The 20,263-nt window shown below is 65.6% G+C and carries 18 protein-coding genes; 12 read left to right on the top strand and 6 right to left on the bottom strand.

What is annotated here, in order from left to right; translation table 11 throughout:
• The first annotated feature begins 32 nt into the window (after nt 1–32).
• The 5 genes from accC to aat all read left to right on the top strand — a co-directional run bounded on the left by accC (nt 33) and on the right by aat (nt 5,304).
• Nucleotides 33–1,391, top strand: coding sequence for an acetyl-CoA carboxylase biotin carboxylase subunit (gene accC, locus LRP30_RS18910; protein WP_091888036.1), 1,359 nt, complete (start codon nt 33–35; stop codon nt 1,389–1,391).
• A 106-nt stretch (nt 1,392–1,497) separates the two neighbouring features.
• Complete coding sequence (locus LRP30_RS18905) at nt 1,498–3,024, top strand: CHASE3 domain-containing protein (RefSeq protein WP_249761332.1); 1,527 nt, start codon at nt 1,498–1,500, stop codon at nt 3,022–3,024.
• On the top strand, nt 3,021–3,461 hold the full coding sequence (locus LRP30_RS18900; protein WP_091888040.1) for a response regulator: 441 nt from the start codon (nt 3,021–3,023) through the stop codon (nt 3,459–3,461). The genes LRP30_RS18905 and LRP30_RS18900 overlap by 4 nt, the downstream gene beginning before the upstream one ends.
• Complete coding sequence (locus LRP30_RS18895; RefSeq protein ID WP_128934119.1) at nt 3,458–4,561, top strand: histidine kinase dimerization/phosphoacceptor domain -containing protein; 1,104 nt, start codon at nt 3,458–3,460, stop codon at nt 4,559–4,561. The genes LRP30_RS18900 and LRP30_RS18895 overlap by 4 nt, the downstream gene beginning before the upstream one ends.
• A 62-nt stretch (nt 4,562–4,623) precedes the next feature.
• Nucleotides 4,624–5,304 (top strand): leucyl/phenylalanyl-tRNA--protein transferase, encoded by a 681-nt coding sequence (gene aat / locus LRP30_RS18890; RefSeq protein ID WP_249761331.1) that lies wholly within the window; start codon nt 4,624–4,626, stop codon nt 5,302–5,304.
• A 13-nt stretch (nt 5,305–5,317) separates the two neighbouring features.
• Here the strand turns inward: aat and LRP30_RS18885 are convergent, their stop codons facing one another.
• Nucleotides 5,318–6,343 (bottom strand): DUF2155 domain-containing protein, encoded by a 1,026-nt coding sequence (locus tag LRP30_RS18885; protein ID WP_249761330.1) that lies wholly within the window; start codon nt 6,341–6,343, stop codon nt 5,318–5,320.
• Nucleotides 6,344–6,550: 207 nt separating this feature from the next.
• On the opposite strand from LRP30_RS18885, the gene LRP30_RS18880 reads away from it, so the two are divergent.
• Together LRP30_RS18880 and LRP30_RS18875 are read left to right on the top strand one after the other, a co-directional pair.
• The gene (locus LRP30_RS18880) at nt 6,551–7,498 is read left to right on the top strand and encodes an alpha/beta hydrolase (RefSeq protein ID WP_249761329.1); all 948 of its coding nucleotides are present in this window, start codon (nt 6,551–6,553) and stop codon (nt 7,496–7,498) included.
• Between the two features lie 11 nt (nt 7,499–7,509).
• The gene (locus tag LRP30_RS18875) at nt 7,510–8,517 is read left to right on the top strand and encodes a Na+-dependent transporter (protein ID WP_249761787.1); all 1,008 of its coding nucleotides are present in this window, start codon (nt 7,510–7,512) and stop codon (nt 8,515–8,517) included.
• Nucleotides 8,518–9,418: 901 nt separating this feature from the next.
• On the opposite strand, the gene LRP30_RS18870 is transcribed toward LRP30_RS18875, so the two are convergent.
• The 3 genes from LRP30_RS18870 to LRP30_RS18860 form a co-directional block, all read right to left on the bottom strand.
• Nucleotides 9,419–10,618 (bottom strand): IS91 family transposase, encoded by a 1,200-nt coding sequence (locus LRP30_RS18870; RefSeq protein ID WP_249757957.1) that lies wholly within the window; start codon nt 10,616–10,618, stop codon nt 9,419–9,421.
• A 10-nt stretch (nt 10,619–10,628) separates the two neighbouring features.
• On the bottom strand, nt 10,629–11,504 hold the full coding sequence (locus LRP30_RS18865; RefSeq protein ID WP_249757956.1) for a site-specific integrase: 876 nt from the start codon (nt 11,502–11,504) through the stop codon (nt 10,629–10,631).
• A 169-nt stretch (nt 11,505–11,673) separates the two neighbouring features.
• On the bottom strand, nt 11,674–12,612 hold the full coding sequence (locus LRP30_RS18860; protein WP_128934124.1) for a GlxA family transcriptional regulator: 939 nt from the start codon (nt 12,610–12,612) through the stop codon (nt 11,674–11,676).
• 92 nt (nt 12,613–12,704) lie between these two features.
• On the opposite strand from LRP30_RS18860, the gene LRP30_RS18855 reads away from it, so the two are divergent.
• Together LRP30_RS18855 and LRP30_RS18850 are read left to right on the top strand one after the other, a co-directional pair.
• The gene (locus tag LRP30_RS18855) at nt 12,705–13,391 is read left to right on the top strand and encodes a DJ-1/PfpI family protein (protein WP_249761328.1); all 687 of its coding nucleotides are present in this window, start codon (nt 12,705–12,707) and stop codon (nt 13,389–13,391) included.
• A gap of 82 nt (nt 13,392–13,473) precedes the next feature.
• The gene (locus LRP30_RS18850; RefSeq protein WP_249761327.1) at nt 13,474–14,193 is read left to right on the top strand and encodes a DUF899 family protein; all 720 of its coding nucleotides are present in this window, start codon (nt 13,474–13,476) and stop codon (nt 14,191–14,193) included.
• A 348-nt stretch (nt 14,194–14,541) separates the two neighbouring features.
• Here LRP30_RS18850 and LRP30_RS18845 read toward each other — a convergent pair whose 3' ends face one another.
• On the bottom strand, nt 14,542–14,952 hold the full coding sequence (locus tag LRP30_RS18845) for an NADH:ubiquinone oxidoreductase subunit NDUFA12 (protein ID WP_128934126.1): 411 nt from the start codon (nt 14,950–14,952) through the stop codon (nt 14,542–14,544).
• 244 nt (nt 14,953–15,196) lie between these two features.
• On the opposite strand from LRP30_RS18845, the gene LRP30_RS18840 reads away from it, so the two are divergent.
• The 3 genes from LRP30_RS18840 (at nt 15,197) to LRP30_RS18830 (ending at nt 18,794) form a co-directional block, all read left to right on the top strand.
• On the top strand, nt 15,197–15,877 hold the full coding sequence (locus LRP30_RS18840) for a BA14K family protein (protein WP_249761326.1): 681 nt from the start codon (nt 15,197–15,199) through the stop codon (nt 15,875–15,877).
• 242 nt (nt 15,878–16,119) lie between these two features.
• Entirely contained in the window at nt 16,120–16,542 is a 423-nt protein-coding gene (locus tag LRP30_RS18835) for a response regulator (RefSeq protein WP_091888060.1), read from the top strand.
• Complete coding sequence (locus LRP30_RS18830; RefSeq protein ID WP_249761325.1) at nt 16,539–18,794, top strand: CHASE3 domain-containing protein; 2,256 nt, start codon at nt 16,539–16,541, stop codon at nt 18,792–18,794. Before LRP30_RS18835 ends, LRP30_RS18830 begins: the two co-directional genes overlap by 4 nt.
• Here LRP30_RS18830 and LRP30_RS18825 read toward each other — a convergent pair.
• Nucleotides 18,791–19,687 carry a DMT family transporter gene (locus tag LRP30_RS18825; protein ID WP_249761324.1) on the bottom strand — a complete coding sequence of 299 codons (897 nt, stop codon included), beginning with the start codon at nt 19,685–19,687 and terminating at the stop codon, nt 18,791–18,793. The genes LRP30_RS18830 and LRP30_RS18825 overlap by 4 nt on opposite strands.
• Between the last annotated feature and the right edge of the window lie 576 nt (nt 19,688–20,263).

The raw sequence follows: 20,263 nt of genomic DNA, 5'->3' as shown, positions 1-20,263 counted from the left end.
TTCCTGCGCGCTATTCGTCCCTTAAGGGCACCATGTTCGACAAGATCCTCATAGCCAATCGTGGCGAGATCGCTCTTCGCATCCTCAGGGCCTGCAAGGAGCTCGGGATTGCGACCGTGGCCGTGCACTCCACCGCCGACGCCGACGCCATGCATGTGCGCCTGTCGGACGAGAGCGTTTGCATCGGGCCGCCACCTTCGAAGGACAGTTATCTCAACGTCCCCGCGCTGCTCGCCGCCTGCGAGATCACCGGCGCGGATGCGGTGCATCCCGGCTATGGCTTCCTGTCCGAGAACGCACGCTTTGCGGAAATCCTCGCAGAGCACAATCTGCATTTCATCGGCCCGAAGGCCGAGCACATCCGTCTGATGGGCGACAAGATCGAGGCCAAGAAGACCGCCAAGCGCCTCGGCATCCCCGTGGTGCCCGGCTCCGACGGCGCCGTCGGTCCCGATGACGATGCGATGGCGATCGCCAAGAAGATCGGCTTCCCCGTGCTGGTGAAGGCTGCGGCCGGCGGTGGCGGCCGTGGAATGAAGGTCGCCCACAGCGAGGCCGACCTCCAGGTGGCGCTGTCGACCGCGGCCAACGAGGCCAAGTCCGCCTTTGGCGATGCGTCCGTCTACCTCGAAAAATACCTCCAGAAGCCGCGCCACATCGAGATCCAGATTCTTGGCGACGGCCGTGGCGGCGCCATCCATCTCGGCGAACGCGACTGCTCGCTGCAACGCCGCCACCAGAAGGTCTGGGAAGAAGGCCCCTCGCCCGTCCTCGCCGCGGCGGCGCGCGCCAAGATCGGTGAGACGTGCGCCAAGGCAATGCGCGAGATGAAATATCTCGGCGTCGGCACCATCGAATTCCTGTTCGAGGACGGCGAGTTCTACTTCATCGAGATGAACACGCGCATCCAGGTCGAGCATCCCGTCACCGAGAGCATCACCGACATCGATCTCGTGCTGGAGCAGATTCGCATCGCCGCCGGCGGCGATCTGCCGGCCAGGCAGGACGAAGTCCAGGTCATCGGCCACGCGATCGAGTGCCGCATCAATGCCGAGAATCCGCAAACCTTCCGCCCCTCGCCCGGCCGGATCCTGCAATACCACTCGCCCGGCGGCCTCGGCGTCCGCATCGATTCCGCCGTCTATCAGGGCTACACGATCCCGCCCTATTACGATTCCCTGGTCGGCAAGCTGATCGTGCATGGCAAGACCCGCGCCGAATGCCTGATGCGGCTGCGCCGGGCGCTGGACGAGATGGTGGTCGAGGGCATCGAGACCACGCTGCCGCTGTTCCGCGCGCTGGTGCGCGAAGCCGACATCATCAACGGCGACTATCACATCCACTGGCTGGAACAGTATTTGGCCGGCCAGGCGGAACCCGCCCCGCGATAATCTTCCTCCTCGTGGAACCCTTTGTCCCTAATTGCGTTCAGGAGCGTTGGGGCCAGTTCCAAGGGGGGCGCTTTTGAACTCCACTGAAATAGACAGGTGAACCGTCGTGAAGGCTGAAGGCCATCGACGGCTCGCATTCTGGCAAATCCTGCTGTTCTCGGCGGGCCTATTGGTGCTGACCGTGATCAGCGCCGGCTCGGTCTACCTCGTCAACAAGGCGAGGGGAGACAGCAAATGGGTGGTCCACACCATCGAGGCGGAGAACCAGATCAACGCGTTGCTGCTCGAGGTCCGGCGCGCCGAAAGCGCCCTGCGCGGCTACCTCCTGACGCTGGGACCCGAATTCCAGACAGATTACGAAAGGTCCGTTGCGGCGATCATTCCCGCGCTCGACAGGGTAACGCGCCTGACCCGCGACAACCCCGCGCAGCGTGAGAACATCGAGAAGCTGAGCGCGGCGATTGAGACTCGTCTGGGCCAATTCGCGCGCGAAATCGCTGCCATCAAGCAAGGCCAGCCGGACATGGCGACGGCACTGTCACGGGAGGCGGCGGCCCAGGGCGCCACCACCACGATCGGCAATGTGGCGGAGGCAATGATCGGCGAAGAGGAGCGACTGTTCCGGCTCCGGTCGGCGAATGCCGACAGCAGCCAGACCCTCGCTGCATCGATGACCGGCATCGGCTCCGGCCTCGTCGTGCTACTGGCGCTGATCTCGATCTGGCTGGTGCGGCGCTCGGCGCGCGCCCGCGACGAGGCCGAAGCGCGCCTGCGCGATGCCAACGTCAATTTGGAGACCGTCGTCGATGAACGCACGGCCGACTTGCGCGAAGCCAACGACGAGATCCAGCGCTTTGCCTATATCGTGAGCCACGATCTGCGCTCGCCGCTCGTCAACATCATGGGCTTCACCAGCGAACTCGAGGAGCTCGGCGGCGACGTCTTCCGCCGCATCGGCAGCCTCACCCATGTCCCGGCCGACGGACCGCCACTGGCGCCCGGCGCCCCCGGCGAGATCGCGCTCGAAGGCGCTGACAAGCGGCTCTCGGATGACTTCTCCGAAGCGCTCGGCTTCATCAAGACGTCGATCGCCAAGATGGATCGGCTGATCTCCGCCATCCTCAACCTCACCCGCGAGGGCCGACGCGAATTCCAGCCGGTGAAGATCGACACAAGCGAGCTGATCGGAGCCATCGTGTCGACGCTGGCGCACCAGGCCGCCGAAGCGCAGGCCGAGATTCACGTCGAGCCCCTGCCCAACCTTATCAGCGACCGCCTCGCGCTCGAGCAGATCTTCTCCAACCTGATCGACAACGCGATCAAATACCTGAAGAGCGGCGTGCCCGGCGAGATCAGAATCCGCGGGCGCACCAAGCTCGGCTATGCCATCTTCGAGATCAGCGACAACGGCCGCGGCATCGATCCGAAGGATCACCAGCGGATATTCGACCTGTTCCGCCGCGCGGGAACCCAGGACAAGCCCGGCCAGGGCATCGGTCTTGCGCATGTACGTGCACTTGTGCGTCGCCTCGGCGGCACCATGTCGGTATCATCGGAACTGAACGCGGGCAGCACCTTCACGATCACGCTGCCGATCGCCTGGAACGTGAGTAACCGGAAGGCAGATCGATGACCAAGCCTGTGACCATCATCATGATCGAGGACGACGAGGGCCACGCCCGCCTGATCGAGCGCAATATCCGAAGGTCCGGCGTCAACAACGAGATCGTCTCCTTTGCCAACGGCACGGACGCGATGAAGCACCTGTTCGGTGCCGACGGCAGCGGGCTCGTGCAGAAGGGCAATGCGCTGCTGATCCTGCTCGATCTCAACCTTCCCGACATGACCGGGATCGACATCCTGAAGCAGATCAAGGAGAACAAATATCTGAAGGCTTCGCCCGTGGTGGTGCTGACCACCACCGACGACTCCCAGGAAATCAAGCGCTGCTACGAGCTCGGCTGCAACGTCTACATCACCAAGCCCGTCAACTACGAGAATTTCGCCAATGCCATCCGGCAGCTCGGCCTGTTCTTCTCGGTCATCCAGGTCCCGCCCGCCGCCTCATGAACCAGCACACGCCAACACTGCTCTACATCGACGACGACGAGGCGCTGTCGCGCCTGGTCGATCGCGGCCTGACGCGACGCGGCTACAGGGTCATTCATGCCGCGAGCGGCGAGGAAGGCCTCGAGCGGATCCGCCGCGCGGGCGCCGAGGGTGGCATCGATGTCGTCGCACTCGATCAGTACATGCCGGGCCTCGACGGGCTGGAGACGCTCGAGCAGATCATGGCGATCCCGGACGCGCCGCCGGTCGTGTTCGTAACCGCGTCCCAGGACTCCAGCATCGCGGTCACCGCGCTGAAGGCCGGGGCGGCCGACTATCTGGTCAAGGACGTCCAGGGCGACTTCATCCCCCTCCTCCACGTCGCCGCCGACGGCGCGCTGCGCCAGGCCGAGTTGCAGAGGGCGCGCGAGGAAGCCGAAGCCGAGATCCACGCCTCGCGCGACCGCTACGCCGCGCTCGCCGCCGAACGCGAGCTGCTGCTGCGCGAGGTCAACCACCGCGTCGGCAATTCGCTCCAGATCATCGCTTCGCTGCTGCATCTTCAGGCGAGCTCCGCCGCGCAGGAGGAGGTGAAGGCGGCGCTGACCAATGCCATGGGCCGCGTCGCCGCGGTCGCGCAGGTGCACCGCCGTCTCTATACCTCGCAGGACCTGAAGAGCGTGGTCCTGAACCAGTATCTGGACTCGCTGCTGGAGGACCTCAGGCGCTCGGCCGAAGGCAACCGGATGTCGCGCCTGACGCTGGAGGCCGAGCCGATCGAGATCGATCCGGACCGTGCGGTCGCCGTCGGCATCATCGTCAACGAGCTGGTGATGAACGCGGTGAAATATGCCTATCCCGACGGCGCCGGTCCGATCCATGTCGAGCTGATCTCACAGGGCGAGGATCTCCTGCTGTCGATCACCGACAACGGCGTCGGAGACAACGTCAAGGCCGATCCGCGCTCCACCGGCATGGGCCAGCGCATCGTCGCGGCCATGGCCTCCAAGCTCGACGCGTCCGTCGAGCGCGACCCCGCCCATAGTGGAACCCGCATCGTGCTCAGGTTCCGCCGCGCGCCTCCGGCCCCCGGCAAGACCAACGCCGCCGCCGCGAGCTGACGGGCGCGAGGCTTTGTGCCACCCATCGCAACCGCATTGCGATCCTGCTATTGTCGCGCGCCATGACGTCTCGCGACTCTGCCTCTTCTGAAATCACGCCGGCCGTGCTGCTGCGTGCCTATGCCTGCGGCATCTTTCCGATGGCGGAAAGCGCCGACGATCCGACCCTGTTCTGGGTCGAGCCGGAGCTGCGCGGCGTCATCCCGCTCGACGGATTCCGCGTCGCCTCGCGGCTCGCGCGCACGGTGCGTTCGGATGCATTTCGCGTCACCGTCAACACCGCGTTCAAGGCGACGATCGCCGGCTGCGCGGCGCCGCAAGCCGGGCGCGAGGATACCTGGATCAACAAGCGCATCCGCGACCTCTATGGCGGCCTGTACGAGCTCGGCCATTGCCACAGCGTCGAGGCCTGGCAGGGTGACGACCTCGTCGGCGGGCTGTACGGCGTCAGCTTGGGGCGCGCCTTCTTCGGCGAGAGCATGTTCCACACCGCGCGCGATGCCTCGAAGGTCGCGCTGGTGCACTTGGTCGCGCGGCTCATCCAAGGCGGCTTCGAGCTGCTCGACACGCAATATGTCACCGAGCATTTGAAGAGCTTCGGCGCGGTCGAGATCTCGCGGCGGCGCTACACCGCGCTGCTCGACAGGGCGCTCGCGGGCGAGCCCGGCGATTTCCTGAGGCTCTCTGCCGGTGAGGCGATTCCGGGCGCGCGCGCGCTCGAGATCATCTCTTCGCGACAATGATCGATAGCCGGACTTAGCGGCCGAACCCGGGGATACCGAACAAACCAGGCCGCTGCTCTGGTGGCGGAGGCGGCGGAGCCGGTTGCTGCTGCTGGATTGGTGGCAGAGGCTGCGGCGGACGCTGCTGCACCTGCTTGGGCGCGGCCTTCTTCTGCGCAGGCGGCGGTGGCGGGGCCGGCTTGGCCGCGGGGTCCGGCGCGGCGGTGGCAATGGTCTGCTGCGGCTCTTTGCAGTCGGTGAGCCAGATATCGTAGATCGGATGCTCGACGCCGTGCAGGCCGGGGCTTGCGGCATACATCCAGCCCGAAAAGATGCGCTTCACCTCGCCCTGCAAGGTGATCTCGTCGACCTCGACGAAGGCATCCGTGTTGGTGGCCTCCGTTGCCGGCCGCGTATAGCAGGCGTCGGTCTTGACCCGCAGCGCGCCGAACTGGACGGTCTCGCCGATCTCCTCGTCGAAATTGATGATGCGTCCGGTGATCTTGTCGAGGCCGGAGAAGGTCGCCTTCTTGTTCACGATCTTCTGGGCCGGCGGTTCGGTCACGACCTCGTCGCCCGGCTGGAGGCTCGCCGGCGTCTGCGGGACCGTGCTAGGTGCGCCCTTCTGCTGGGGCTGGCGCTGACCGGGCGCGCCTTGCGGACTGGGCGGAGCGATCGCCGCGGAGGGCGGCTGGTTTGGCGGCGCGACGCTGGAGCCCGGCGGTGGCGCCAGGGGCTGGGTCTCGACCGGCCCGGGCATCACATTGCCCTGCCGGCCCGGAGGCGGCGGCATCGGGCGCGACGGCAGCACCCGGCCCTGCGGCGGCAGCTCCGGCACCTCTTCGTCGTCGTCGGGAATCTGCTGCGGCTGCGGCTGGCCGCGCGGAATGTTGCCGGGCGGCCGCAGCGGCGGCGGATCGGAGAAAATCGTGCCGATCTGCGCCTGCGCCGGCGTCGCAACCGTGAGCGCGGTGGCGGCCAGCAGCGCCGCAAGGCCTGTCAGGGAAAGGGTTTTGAACATCTCGCGCGGCTTCAACAGCGAATCGGGCTTGTTGGACATTTTACAGGGGATACCGCCGCTCGCAGGCCCTCCGGTTAACACGGCGAATACGGCGGGGGAAGGGCGGCATCCCTGCCCCGCCCGGCGCCGACTGGCCAGACCGGCTCCCGGATGGGATAGTCGCAAAGACCCTTCCCCGGGGCCGCGGCGGGCTTCGCCCCCGAAACGACGGTCCAACCATAACTGGAAACCCTGAGGCCGCCCCCCATGCCCGTCGTGCTCGATCCCGATGCCGCCGCCGTCTACAAGGCGTTCCAGGAGGCCGGCCGGCCCGCCTATGAAACCCTGACCGCACCGGAGGCGCGCGCCTACTACTCGCAGGCGCGCTTTGCCACCAACCCCGAGCCGCCGGAGCTTGCCCGCGTCACACAGCTCGCGATCCCGGCGCCGCATGGCGTGATCCCTGCCCGCCTCTACGTTCCGAAGGAACCGCGCCGGCACGACGGCCTGTCGCCGGCGCTGGTGTTCTTCCACGGCGGCGGCTGGGTGATCGGCGATCTCGACTCCCATGACGTCGTCTGCCGCCAGCTCGCGGTCGAAGGCGCGCTGATCGTGATCTCGGTCGACTATCGCCTTGCGCCCGAGCACAAGTTTCCCGCCGCCGTCGAGGACGCCATCGCCGCGACCAAATGGGTCGCCGCGAATGCGCACGATCTCGGCATCGACGCCGCGCGCCTCTCGATCGGCGGCGACAGCGCCGGCGGCAATCTCACCGCGGTCGTGGCGCTGGCCGTGCGCGATGGCAACGGTCCCGCAATCGCGGGCCAGGTCCTGATCTATCCAGCCACCGATTTCGCAATGACGCACGGCTCCCACAGCGAGCCCGAGACTAGCGTGCTGCTGACCCATTCGGTGATCCGCTGGTTCCGCGACCACTATCTCAATGGCGCGGCCGACATCCACGACTGGCGTGCCTCGCCCGCGCGCGCTGCGAGCCTCATTGGCCTGCCGCCGGCCTATGTGCTGACCGCCGGCGCCGATCCTCTCCGCGACGAAGGCAACGAATATGCCGAGCGTCTGAAGCAGGCCGGTGTGCCCGTGACTACCAAGCACTATCCCGGTCAGTTCCACGGCTTCTTCACGATGGGAAAATTGTTGCGAGAGGCCAACGTCGCCGTGCGCGAGATCGGCGCGTGGCTGAAGGCGCTGGGCTGACGCCGTTCCGCATGCCCTCCGTTCTTCAAACCGTCTTCGCTCTCCCCCTGCGCGGGCTGACATGGCTCGGCGGTCAGGGCACGCGCGCGGTGGCGGCCATCGCCTTCATCGCGGTCGCGGTGCCGCCCCTTGGTGCGCTGCTGCGTCCCTATGTCACCGAGGCGATCTTCCTTCTGCTCTGCATCTCCTTCATGCGGGTCGATCTCGTCGCGCTGTACGGACATCTGCGCCGGCCGGCGCTGGTCGCGGCCGCCACGGCCTGGACCACGATTGGCGTGCCGCTGATCGTCGCCCTCGCCGCCTACGCGACCGGGCTCACCACGAGCTCACCCGGCTTGGCTCTCGCGCTGATGCTCCAGGGCATGGCCTCGCCGATGATGGCCGCGCCGGCCCTTGCCGCGCTGATGGGCCTCGATGCCACCTTGGTGCTGGTCACGCTGGTGACCTCGACCGCGCTCGTGCCTTTCACCGCCTCGCTGTTCGCGAGCCTCTTTCTCGGCGGCATGCTCAGCATCGCGCCGCTGACGCTCGGCCTGAAGCTGCTCGGCATCCTCGCCGCATCGCTGCTGGCCGCGACGATCATCCGCCGCCTGTTCGGCACCGCAGCGATCCAGCGTCACAAGCGGCCGATCGACGGCATCAACATCGTCATCCTCCTGGTGTTCGCCTCCGCGGTGATGGGCGACGTCGCCAGCGACCTCATCACCGATCCCCTGTTCACGATCGCCGTCGCGCTGCTGGCCTTTGCGGTCTATTTCACCCTGCTCGCCGTGACGACGCTGATCTTCCGCCGCGTCGGCATCGAGCGCGCCTTCGCGATCGGCCTGATGGTGTCACAGCGCAATCTGGGCCTGATGCTGGCGGCAACCGCCGGTGCGCTGCCGGCGACGACCTGGCTCTATTTTGCGCTGACGCAATTTCCGATTCACCTTGCGCCGTACCTGCTGATGCCGATCGCCCGACGCTTGACCGCGCGCGCAGAGACGTCGAGCGGGGCGGCGGCAAACAGCACGACCTAAGCAGTACTCATAATCCAGGATGTCTGCTTTCGAGCGTCATCGAACGGGCGGTTCCAACTCGGAATGTCGCCGATGGAACCCGAAGAGTCATGCGGCATTCAGACACAATGCCGGTTAACTTTGGTTATCTTTTTAATTTTAAATGGAAGATAAAATATTATATCTTTAATTCGCAGGCTGCTTGGCGGGGCGCAACCTAAGCGCAACCTTAGGAGAGGAGAGTATCCCATGAAGATCCCTTGGGGCGTTCTTTCCGCAGCAGCATTTGCGTTCACTCTGGCGATGACGATCGTGCCATCTGCCTCAGCTTGCAACGGCAATGGGAATTGTCCCAGTGCGCCCGGCCAGAATAAGCCGGCCCATGTCAGTGGAGCCCCCGGACCGATTGCAGGTGCCGGCCTGCCTATGCTCGCGATCGGTTACGGCGTGTACTGGCTGGTAAGACGGCGGCGGACTCGCTAGTTGCGCAGTCATCGCGATCGCTCATATTCGAGCTGATCTGATCGTCAGCTTCCGGACCCAAGGCGGACATTCGCCTTTGCCTCGTTGACATCCGCTTTTGTGAAGGGTTTCGGATGCCGGCCCAATGATTGACGGTGCCGCGGGCTCCGAGGGTCGGCGTCCGAAAGCCTCCAAGGGAGGAAACCGCGGGAGGGGATACGTTGGTGGTGCGGCGTGCGCTATGGGGATTTGAGCGCCGCGGGCGGAGCGTGCGATTGGGATCGAGCCGACGCAGCAAGCTGGCTGACGATGCCGCGGCTGATGGAAGAGCGACAGATTGCGTCGAACGCAGCAAATTGTCGGGCGATTTTAGACGACAGCTTTACATCTGAGTGCACTCTGCCGTGGCCGGTCGAGAGCCGGCGCGTGTAACGAGCAGATTTGTAGGACTTTGACGCGGTCATGAGGTGTCGATCCTGATGACGCTCTGAGGACCTGTTGGCTGGTACCGTGACGTTGCACCGCGCGCGAAGACCTCGATGACGATCATGCGACCGCCGCAGCACGGACAGCTCGGCTTGCTGGGATCGATGGCGGCAGCGGTGGGCTCATCTTGAGGTTTTGCAACGGCGAGCAGCTCACGGGCGCGGGCGATGTTATCGGCGCAAGCGCCTTTGGCGAACAGGCCGTAGTGGCGGATGCGGTGGAAGCCGCGTGGCAGCACGTGGATGAGGAAGCGGCGGATGAACTCGAAGGTCCCGAGCGTCATCTGCTTGTAGCGATCACGGCCCTCGATGCGATAGTCCTTCCACTTGAAGGTGACGCCACGCTGGTCGCAGGCAATCAGGCGGCTGTTGGCGATGGCAACACGGTGGGTGTAGCGCGACAGATAGGCCAGCACTGCCTCGGGACCGCCGAACGGCCGCTTGGCGTAGACGACCCACTCGGCCTTGCGCAGCGGGGTGAGGTAAGCTGCGAAGGATTGCGCCTCGGCGAGGTGGGCGTAATCGCCGAAGAAGCTGAGGCGGCCGGCTTGGTGGGCAGCGACGAGCTTCTCCAGGAACACGCGCCGGAACAGGCGGGAGAGTACGCGCACCGGCAGCAAGAAGCCCGGCCGGCACGATATCCAGCGCTTATTGTCCAGCGAGATGCCGCCGCCCGGCACGATCATGTGCACATGCGGGTGATGGGTGAGCGCCGAGCCCCAGGTGTGCAGCACGGAGGTAATGCCGATCCTGGCCCCCAAATGCTTCGGATCGGCGGCGATCGTCAGCATGGTCTCGGCCGAGACCTTGAACAAGAGGTCGTAGAGGACGGTCTTGTTCTGGTAAGCGATGTCGGCGATGGCCGCCGGCAGCGTGAACACCACATGATAGTACGGCACCGGCAGCAGCTCGGCCGCGCGGTCGGCAAGCCATTCCTTCGCGGCGGCGCCCTGGCACTTCGGGCAGTGCCGGTTGCGGCAGGAGTTGTAGGCGATGGTCGTATAGGCGCAGTCCTCACAGCGCGCGACATGGCCGCCGAGGGCTGCCGTGCGGCAGCGCTCGATCGCCGACATCACCTTGAGCTGGTGGAGGCTGACATGGCCGGCATGGGCCTTGCGCCATGCCGGGCCATGGTCGCGGAAGATATCCGCAACCTCCAAAGCCGGGCGCGACACCGCTTTGGCGTCAGCCGGGCGGCCGGATCTCCTTGAGTTTGAGCGCGATGTGCTCCAGCGGGCTCATGACCTCGCTGATCGTCTTGGTCGCGACGCGGGTATACAGCGCCGTGGTGTCGAGCTTGGCATGACCGAGCAGCACCTGGATCACGCGGACATCGATGTTCTGCTCCAGGAGGTGGGTAGCGAAGCTGTGCCGCAAGGTGTGCAGCGAGACGCGCTTGTTGATCTCCGCCATTTGCGCAGCGGCGTGACAGGCGCGATTGAGCTGGCGCGTGGTCATCGGCTGCGCCGGATCGCGTCCCGGGAACAGCCAACCCTGCGGACGCGCCGCCTTCCACCAGGCCCGCAGCAGGTCCAGCAGGCTCGGCGATAGCATGACGTGACGGTCCTTGCCGCCCTTGCCCTGCTCGACGCGGATGATCATGCGCTTGCTGTCGATATCGGAGACCTTGAGCGAGACCACTTCAGTGGCGCGCAGGCCAGCGCCGTAGGCCACGCTCAAGGCCGCCTTGTACTTCAGCCCCGGCGCGGCATCGAGCAGCCGCGCCACTTCCTCGACGCTGAGCACCACCGGCAGCTTGCGCGGCTCGTGAATGACATGGGTGTGTTCGACGATCTCGTGGCGCTTGAGCGTGACCCGAAAGAAGAACCGCAGCGTCGAGACGGTCTGGTTGATGGTCGGCACGCCAACGCCGCTTGCCGTCAGATGTAGCTGATAGCGGCGCACGTCCTCGAAGGTCGCCGTATCCGGCGAGCGCCCGAGAAACGCGGCGAAGTTCTTGATTCTTTGCACGTAGTCATGTTGGGTCTTCGGCGCGAGCTTGCGGATCGTCATGTCCTCGATCATGCGCCGGCGCAACGGGCTCATTGCCTCGTCGGTCATGGGGATGCTCCTGTCTTGGATGAAGGTTGCGAACCCCTCATCTCAAGACAGGACGCCCCGTCGCGCTATCGTCTTGGCTGTGTCGCCAGCCCCGGGGTCCTACCGCGCGAGCGGTTTAGTCCTCTGTGGCAAAGCGGACCTAGCCATCCCGCACAAACGAGCGCACGCCCTAGCCTGCCCGCGCCGCGCGACGCAGTGCCTGAGGCGGTTGGCCGAAGGCGCGGATGAAGGCGCGCCGCATTCGCTCGGGGTCGCCGAATCCGGTCGTTTCTGCAACGAGCTCGATCGCCTCGCGCGAGGACTGCACGCGCTCCCGCGCGACCTCGAGCCGCAACCGCTCGATGGCCTTCGACGGCGTCGTGCCGGTCTCGGCGGCAAAGGCGCGGGCGAAATGTCGTGCGCTCATGCCGGCGCGATCAGCGAGATCCTCCACCGTCAGCGGCGCGTCGAGATTTTCCCGCGCCCAGGACAACAGCGCGCCGAAGCGCCCGTTCGGCGTCTTCAGCTCCAGCAGCGAGGAGAATTGCGACTGGCCGCCGCTGCGGCGGTGATAGAGCACGAGGTGCCGCGCGGTCTGTTGCGCGATCTCCTCGCCGTGGTCCTCAGTGACCATCGCGAGCGCGAGATCGATGCCGGCGGAGATTCCCGCCGAGGTCCAGACATTGCCGTCGCGGGTGAAAATCTGGTCCGGCTCGAACTTCACCTTGGGATAGCGCGCGACGAAATCGCGCGTCCGCCCCCAATGGGTGGTGGCGCGGCGGCCGTCGAGCAGTCCCGCTTCGGCGAGCACATAGGCGCCCGAGCAGACGCTCGCGACCCGCACGCCACGCTTTGCCAGGCGCTGCACGAAGGCGCGCGTGATCTCGCAGCGCGCGGCATCCGCAACGCCCGCGCCGCCGGCCACGACCAGCGTCGTGATCGCGTTCGCCGACTTGAAATCCCGCGCCATCATCTCGACGCCCGACGAGCTGCGCACGAGTCCCGCCGTCGCCGCCAGCACGCGAATGCCAGGCGCCTTGCCGGTGCAGCGCGCGGCGACCTCGAATGCCGAGATCGGGCCCGCCGCATCGAGCAACTGGAAATCCGGGAAGATCAGGATGCCGATCATGGTCATGTCCGAAAGTGAGGGAATTATGCCATTCCGGACAGAAGGGCATCATGCCATCCTGCCGGCGTCAAGCTCATTTTTCGGAGGCTCCCATGTCGTTACCGCTTCAGATCGGACTGCTGGTGTTTCCGCGTGTCACCCAGCTCGACTTCACCGGCCCGCTGCAGGTGTTCGCCGCCGTCCCCGGCGCCAAGCTGCATTTGATCTGGAAACGGATCGAGCCGGTGCCGAGCGATTCCGCGCTCATCGTGACGCCGACCACGACATTCGCCGATTGCCCGCAACTCGACGTGATCTGCGTACCCGGCGGCCGCGGCACCGACGATCTGCTCAATGACGAGGAGGTGCTCGAATTCCTGCGCCGGCAGGCAGAAGGCGCCAAATACGTCACCTCGGTCTGCACGGGATCGCTGGCGCTCGGCGCCGCCGGCCTGTTGAAGGGCTACCGCGCCGCCACCCATTGGAGCGCGATGGAGATGCTCGGCCGGTTCGGCGCCACGCCCACCAAGACGCGCGTCTGCGTCGATCGCAATCGCGTGACGGGCGGCGGTGTCACTGCAGGAATCGATTTCGCGCTGACGCTGGTGTCGATCCTGGTTGACCGCACCGCGGCGGAGGCGATCCAGCTCGGGCTCGAATACAACCCGGCGCCGCCGTTCAATGCGGGCTCGCCCGACACCGCGCCCGCCGAGGTCCTTGCTCGCCTCAACGAGCGCATCGCGCCGAACCAGGTCCGCCGTATCGAGGCCGTCGAACGCGCGGCGGCGCGGGTGATGTAGACGTTCCGCCTTCGGTGGTGGAACTGAGTTTTTAGGGGAGGAGTTAGACCCGCACGAAACTCACAGCATCCGGAGCACAATCATGGAGCATCTCCACTACCCCAATGAAAGCACTGAGTATCGTGCCGCGCGAAATGCGCTGCTGGATGAGGAGATTGCCCTCCGAGCTCAGATTGAGGCCGTTGCCGCCAGGCGTCGCGCGCTACCGCTCGGCGGCGAGGTGCTCCAAGATTACGTCTTCGAACGCATCGGCAAAACGAGCATGCCAGAACAGGTCAGGATGTCGGAGCTGTTCGGCCCTCATGAAACGCTGGTTCTGTACAGCTTCATGTATGGGCCGGAGCGCGAGCTGCCCTGCCCCGGCTGCACCCATTTGCTTGACGGGCTCGACGGTGCCGCACGGCATGTCGGCGAGCGTGCAGCGCTTCACATCGTTGCGAAATCGCCGATCGCGCGTCTCGCAGCCTGGGCCCACGAACGAGGTTGGGAACATCTGTCGCTGCTGTCCACGGCCGGCAACACCTTTGATGCGGACTACTTCGGCGACACCTCGAAGTTCTCTAAGGATATGCGCGCGCAGCACCACGTTCCCGACGGGCAGAATTGGGACGAGACGATCTTCAACGTCTTCAGGAAGGCGAATGGCAAGATCAGGCACTTCTGGGGCTCGGAGATGAGTTTCGCGCCGCCCGCGCCGAAGCAGCATCATCGCGCCGGTGATCTGGTCGATCCGCTCTGGGGCCTGCTCGACATGACGCCTGAAGGCCGCGGCGACTTCTTCCCGAAGGTGCGCTACGACTGAGGCGCACAAACCGGCTGACGAAGTGCCTCAAAGAAAAAGGCCGCTTGGTTTCCCAAGCGGCCTTTCCTGTCTTACGGCGGCTGCACATTCCATCGGGCGATTTCGGAACTTCCAGACCGGGGGCCTATCTCCCGATCGAGTCCTTACTCGGCGGCCGCTGCATCTCGGGACAGTCGCGAACTGTTGCCCGAACCGAACGCGATGGTCTCCCATCTCCGTAAGATGGGACCATTGAGCCGCATCGCTGGCGTGAGCACAACGCCGGCGCATGCGGCATCCCCGCTGTTCCCGTTGTCCACAGCGGTTGCGAGGCGGATGCGTGTACATCCAGTGGCGAGGGGACAGACCTCAGTTAGCCGGGGTCCAGGGCTGATAGTCGCCGGTCGCCTTCGGCCGCCGGCCGCTGGCGAGCGTCGAGCCCGAGGGACGGTAGGCCTTCGCCGTACCGGTGAGATTCGGCTGGTGCGGCTTTTCCCACTCGCGCGGCTGGTAGTTGGCCTCGGTCGGCGGCACATCGACGACGTGATGAATCCAGCCGTGCCAGGACGGCGGGATGCGGCTCGCTTCGGCATAGCCGTTATAGACCACCCAGCGCCGCTCGAAGCCGAGCGTCGGATCGATCGCCCCGCCGCGGGTCCGATAATAGAGATTGCCCTGCTCGTCCTGGCCGACCAGCTCCCCGTATCGCTTGGTCCAAAGTTGCGTGCCAAACGTCTGGCCATTCCACCAGGTGAAGAACTTGAGGAAGAATTGTTTCATGCGGCAAGGGCCCTGCTTCGTCGGGTCCTGATGCCATCCGGGCGCAGAAATGTCCAGTTCGGCAGGGACAGCCGTGCTCTCCGCAAATGAGGGGCCCCCGGCACGGGCCTGCCGCAAATCGGACGCGATCTGTTCATCCCGGGTACAGCGCTCAGGTGAGACGCTTCCTGCACGCATGCAAACCGGCGTGATCCAGGAACCACTGCCATTTCGCAGGGTTGGCTTCCGGGAAAGGAGCTTGATCATGAAAAGTCTGAAAGTTTTGAGTGCCGCCGCGGCTATGGCGCTGGTTCTTCCGCTGGCGAGCCCGAGCTTTGCTCAGAATCGTCCTACCGTGGGCGGTGGCGCCCATGTCGGCGGTGGAGGCGGTGCTCACTTCGGCGGAGGCGGCGCACGCATGGGTGGCGGTGGCGGCGGCAGTTTTGCGGCTGGCCCCGCGGCGCGTCCAAGCGGTGGCAGTTTCGCAGCTGGCCCCGCGGCACGTCCAAGCAGTGGCAGTTTCGCGGCCGGCACCGCGGTACGTCCAAGCGGCGGGAGTTTCGCGGCCGGCACGGTGAGCCGACCCGCGATCTCGCCGACCTTCAGCGGCACCCGCAGCGTCGCAACCGCCCCGTCCGGCACCTGGAGCGGCGGAACTTGGAGCGGCGGCTGGCGCCATCATCATCGCGGTGGCTTCTGGCCCGGCTTCGCGGCAGGCGCCGCGATCGGCGGCCTCGGCTCGTACGCCTATTACGGCGGCGGCTATGGCTATTACGACGACCCCTACTACTACGGCGACAGCTACTATTATGATGAGCCGTCAGTGGCGGTTGTGCCGGACAGCGGCGGCGACTCCGCGGCCTATTGCGCGCAGCGCTACAGATCGTACGACCCGGCTTCGGGCACCTACCTCGGCTATGACGGCCTGCGTCATCCCTGCCCCTAAGCCGATCGATGACATTTGAAGCAAAGGCGTCGCAGCGATGCGGCGCCTTTCGCGTGTCGATCGACCCTCACGGGCTTTGCGGAAACGTTACTCGCCGACTGTGACGCCCCTATGCGACGACGCAGGCGGACCTTTATGCACTGCGCCGTGCATATCTACGTTGACCCAATCCAAAATTGACCCGACCCACGATTCGCGGATATCACAAACCACAGTGGGGACTTCGATTACTGGGAAGTGTCATGCCGCGTATTCTCGTGGTTGATGACGATCCGATGGTCGGCGCGACCATCGAGGTCCTCCTCCAACGTCAGGGCTTCGACGTCACGTTGACCGACGGCGGAGAAGCGGGATTGGCTGCGCTCGAAACACAGACTTTCGACGTGATGCTGGTCGACATCTTCATGCCGCACATGCGCGGCTTCGAGTCCATCCGCATCTTTCACGAGCGGGCGCCCGCCACGCCGCTGATCGCGATGTCCGGCTACGCCTTCGCCTCGTCCGCCTCGCCTTCCCCCGACTTTCTCCGCATGGCGCTGGAGCTCGGCGCGACCCGCTGCCTGCGCAAGCCGTTCACGCCGGACGCGCTGCTGACCACGATCCGGGAATGCCTCACCGGCGCGGGCGGGAGCGCACAGCCGAAGGACAAGAAAGAAGCCCCTTGATCCCAACGCAGCGCGTCATTCTCGGTGCTGGACTTGCCATCCTCCTGATCATCACGGCAGCCTCGATCGCCCTCGACGTCAAGTCGCGGTCCGATGCGGCATGGGTCAATCACACCGTCCAGGTGCAGAAGAAGATCTCCGATCTGCGCGTGCTGATGCGCCGCGCCGAGAGCGCAGCGCGCGGCTACGAGCTCTATCGCAGCCCGGGCTTCAACGACGAGTTTCAGGCGGTACGTGCCCAGATCGCGCCGGCCCTCGCCGACCTCAAGCGCGAAGTGCGCGATAGTCAGGATCAGGTGGCGCTATTGGAGGGCACCGAGCCGCTGGCGCTGCGCCGGGTCGAGATCGCCGCCGCAGCGATGCGCCTGCGTGCCGAGAACGATCAGGCCGGCATTGCCGCGCTCAACAGCAAGGCCGAGGGTCGCGGCCTCATGGACACGGTGATGGGCAATCTCGACCATTTGAGCGCCCAGGAAGAGCGCCTGCTCACAGCGCGCTCTCAGGATTCGCGCCGCACCGGGACCGTGCTGCTCGGCATCGACGTTGCAGGCGCCGTGCTGATCCTGCTCCTGGTCGCGCTGGTGATGCGCGAGAGCCAGCGCGCCACGGTACAGCTCCAGAGCACGCTGACAGAGACCACGGCCGCCAAGGAGGCACTCGAGGCGGCGGTGGCCGAGCGCACCGAGCATCTTGTCGCAGCCCATGACGAGCTGCGCCTGTCGGTCAACGTGCTCCAGAGCACCTTTCGCAGCATGGCGGAAGCGGTGCTGGTCATCGATACCGAGGGTGCCGTCCTGCTGTCCAATCCGGCCGCCGAGCGCATCTTGTTACATCGCGCTGGCATGAATTTGCGCAATCTGCGCGCGCTGTCCGACGTCTATCACGGCGACGGTGTCACGCCGCTGAAGGCCGACGAGCTGCCGTCGACACGCGTGCTGCGCGGCGAGCACTTCGAAGAGCTGGAGATGATCGTCCGGCCGCACAGCGGCAATCCTCCCCGCCATCTCATGATCAGCGGCCGGCCGATGCTGGACGGGCAAGGCAATATCTCGGGTGCGGTGCTGGTCTATCATGATGCCACCACCTCGCGCGAAACCGAGCGGCAGCTGTACCAGTCGCAGAAGCTGGATGCGATCGGCAAGCTGACCGGCGGCGTCGCGCACGACTTCAACAACATGCTGACTGTGATCTCCGGCAATACCGAGACGCTGGTGGAGAGCCTGAACGGCCAGCCCGAGCTCCAGCGCACGGCACGACTGATCGACGATGCCGCCGAGCGCTGCGCCGAGCTGATCCAGCATTTGCTGGCGTTCGCGCGGAGGCAGCCGCTCCAGCCGCGCAACGTCGAGATCAGCACTGCGGTCGCGGACATCGCAAAACTGCTTCGCCCTACCCTCGGCGAGCAGATCCAGATCGAGACCGTGCTGGAACAGGGGCCGATGACGACGCACATCGATCCGTCCCGGCTCACCAATGCCGTGCTCAACATGGCGATCAACGCCCGCGACGCCATGCCGAACGGCGGCAAGCTGCTGTTCGAGGCCCATCGGGTCGTGCTCGACGAGGCCTATGCGCAGAACAATCCGGACGTGCGGCCTGGTCCTTACGTGATGCTCGCCGTCAGCGATACCGGCACCGGCATGCCGGCCGAAGTCCAGCAGAAGGCGTTCGAGCCGTTCTTCACCACCAAGGAGGTCGGCAAGGGCTCGGGCCTCGGCCTGTCCATGGTCTATGGCTTCGTCAAGCAGTCCGGCGGCCACATCAAGATCTACAGCGAGGAAGGCCACGGCACCACGATCAAGCTCTATCTGCCGCCGGGCGAAGGCACGGCGGACATGGCGGCTCCCGTCGCGCCGCAGGCCGAAGGCGGCGCCGAGACCATTTTCGTGGTCGAGGACGACACGCTGGTGCGCAACTTCGTCACCGCGCAGCTCCAGAGCCTCGGCTACAAGACGGTGGCCGCGCCCGACAGCCGGGCCGCGCTGCAATTGATCGAGGCCGGCCAGCCGTTCGATCTGCTCTTCACCGACATCGTCATTCCCGGCGGCATGAGCGGCCGCGAGCTCGCCGAGGAGGTGGCCAAGCGCCGGCCGGGCCTGAAGGTGCTCTATACCTCCGGCTACACCGACAACGCGATCGTCCACCACGGCAAGCTCGACGACGGCGTGATGCTGCTGACCAAACCCTACCGCCGCAACCAGCTCGCCGAGATGATCAGAAAGGCGCTGAATGGCGGGGTGGCGGCGAGCTAGCGCGTCGCCAGCACGACGGCTCCAAGCGTGAAGATCAGCGCCGCGATCTGCCCTGGCCCGAGCGGCTCGCCGAGCGCGATCGCCGAGGTGACGACGCCGATGACAGGCACCGCCATGGTGCCGATCGCGGCGACCGAGGCCGGCAGGCGCGCCAGCGCGGCGAACCAGCTGACATAGGCGATACAGAACTGCCCGACGACCGAATAGACCAGCAGCCACCAGCCGACCGGCGTCACCTGCGAAAGATGCGTGGTCTCGACCAAGAGGCCGATGATCGAGATCGGCAGGCAGCCGATCCCGATCTGCCAGGCCGCGGCAGTGATCGGCGGCAGGTGGATCGGGTACTTCTTCGAGAACACCGTGCCGACGGCAAAGCCGAGCGCGCCGCACAGCGCCATGATGATGCCCGGCAGCTTTTCTGCGCTGGCAGCAATGCCGTTACCGCCCATGATCGAGGCAAGGCCGGCAAAGGCCATCACCAGCCCCAGCGTGCGCAAGACCGTGGGCCGCTCACCCAGCACCGGCCAGGCGATGATCGAGGCCCAGACCGGCATGGTGTAGGCGATCAGCGCCGCCTCGCTCGCCGGCAGCCAGAGCAGCGCCAGGCCCATCAGCACCATCCAGCCGGTGACGTTGAGCACGGCGGCGGTCAGCAGGCGCGGCCAGATCGCGCCTTCCACCCGCAAGCTCTGCCGGCGGATCACCGCGAGCAGCGCCAGCAGCACCGCGCCGAGCACGCCGGTCACCCCGCGTAGCGTCAGCGGCGGCAGCTCGGCGAGCAGGAATTTCGTCACCGGCCAGTTGAAGCCCCAGCCGATCGAGGTGATCGCGAGGAACATCAGGCCGGCGGGGGCGATGCGCGGTCGCTGCACCGGCCTCGTCGAATCATGCATGGGGGCAGTCCGGCAAAATCGGGCTCAGCTTGGCGCGGATTCGCTGGGCAAACCACCGCCTCGGCGGGCATGCCTGCCCTCACCTTCCGTAGGGCTACGTGAGTCCCGCTGACGCAATCCCATCGCCCAAAAATATAGCTGCCCTGTGAACAGCGGGATGAAGCGCCTGCTGCATTACGGCATGCAAATTTTTTCGGTTGGGAATCCCTGAGGACTCACTGATACTTGGCTCCACAACAGGCGCGGCCGAGACCCCTGTTATCCCCCACAATCCACCATATTTAGTATTTGATTCAGGAACTCGCACTAGTTCTTGACGGGCGCAACGGAGAGTCCTAGCTTTCGGACCGTTCGGCGCGAGTGAGTTTGCGTCCCGCCGGCACTCCCCCAAAGGGTCTCGCAAATCTCAGCTCCGCCGGCCAGCCAAAGGCAGCGGGATGAGGGCTTGTCTGCCCTCGGATAGCGGACTTTTCGGGCGCCAGAACGGGCCGGCAACAGGCTCGGAAGGCAGACTTCACGGTGGTGCGAAGTAGCACCTGCGTGAAGTGAGAGAAGTAGAGGCGGTGTGGGCGTTGA

Origin of the sequence: Bradyrhizobium sp. C-145 (assembly GCF_023375135.1) — a bacterium.
Lineage (GTDB): Bacteria > Pseudomonadota > Alphaproteobacteria > Rhizobiales > Xanthobacteraceae > Bradyrhizobium > Bradyrhizobium zhanjiangense.
Note: the sequence above shows the minus strand (reverse complement) of the source record. Positions and strands in the feature narration are given on the sequence as shown.

Excerpts from the sequence above, each read along its gene's own strand:
- LRP30_RS18845 (WP_128934126.1), bottom strand. The coding sequence starts at position 14,952 with ATGAAACAATTCTTCCTCAAGTTCTTCACCTGGTGGAATGGCCAGACG.
- aat (WP_249761331.1), top strand. The coding sequence starts at position 4,624 with ATGACGTCTCGCGACTCTGCCTCTTCTGAAATCACGCCGGCCGTGCTG.
- LRP30_RS18840 (WP_249761326.1), top strand. The coding sequence starts at position 15,197 with ATGAAAAGTCTGAAAGTTTTGAGTGCCGCCGCGGCTATGGCGCTGGTT.
- accC (WP_091888036.1), top strand. The coding sequence starts at position 33 with ATGTTCGACAAGATCCTCATAGCCAATCGTGGCGAGATCGCTCTTCGC.
- LRP30_RS18860 (WP_128934124.1), bottom strand. The coding sequence starts at position 12,612 with ATGATCGGCATCCTGATCTTCCCGGATTTCCAGTTGCTCGATGCGGCG.
- LRP30_RS18885 (WP_249761330.1), bottom strand. The coding sequence starts at position 6,343 with ATGTCCAACAAGCCCGATTCGCTGTTGAAGCCGCGCGAGATGTTCAAA.
- LRP30_RS18875 (WP_249761787.1), top strand. The coding sequence starts at position 7,510 with ATGCCCTCCGTTCTTCAAACCGTCTTCGCTCTCCCCCTGCGCGGGCTG.
- LRP30_RS18895 (WP_128934119.1), top strand. The coding sequence starts at position 3,458 with ATGAACCAGCACACGCCAACACTGCTCTACATCGACGACGACGAGGCG.
- LRP30_RS18865 (WP_249757956.1), bottom strand. The coding sequence starts at position 11,504 with ATGACCGACGAGGCAATGAGCCCGTTGCGCCGGCGCATGATCGAGGAC.
- LRP30_RS18850 (WP_249761327.1), top strand. The coding sequence starts at position 13,474 with ATGGAGCATCTCCACTACCCCAATGAAAGCACTGAGTATCGTGCCGCG.
- LRP30_RS18835 (WP_091888060.1), top strand. The coding sequence starts at position 16,120 with ATGCCGCGTATTCTCGTGGTTGATGACGATCCGATGGTCGGCGCGACC.
- LRP30_RS18900 (WP_091888040.1), top strand. The coding sequence starts at position 3,021 with ATGACCAAGCCTGTGACCATCATCATGATCGAGGACGACGAGGGCCAC.
- LRP30_RS18880 (WP_249761329.1), top strand. The coding sequence starts at position 6,551 with ATGCCCGTCGTGCTCGATCCCGATGCCGCCGCCGTCTACAAGGCGTTC.
- LRP30_RS18855 (WP_249761328.1), top strand. The coding sequence starts at position 12,705 with ATGTCGTTACCGCTTCAGATCGGACTGCTGGTGTTTCCGCGTGTCACC.
- LRP30_RS18825 (WP_249761324.1), bottom strand. The coding sequence starts at position 19,687 with ATGCATGATTCGACGAGGCCGGTGCAGCGACCGCGCATCGCCCCCGCC.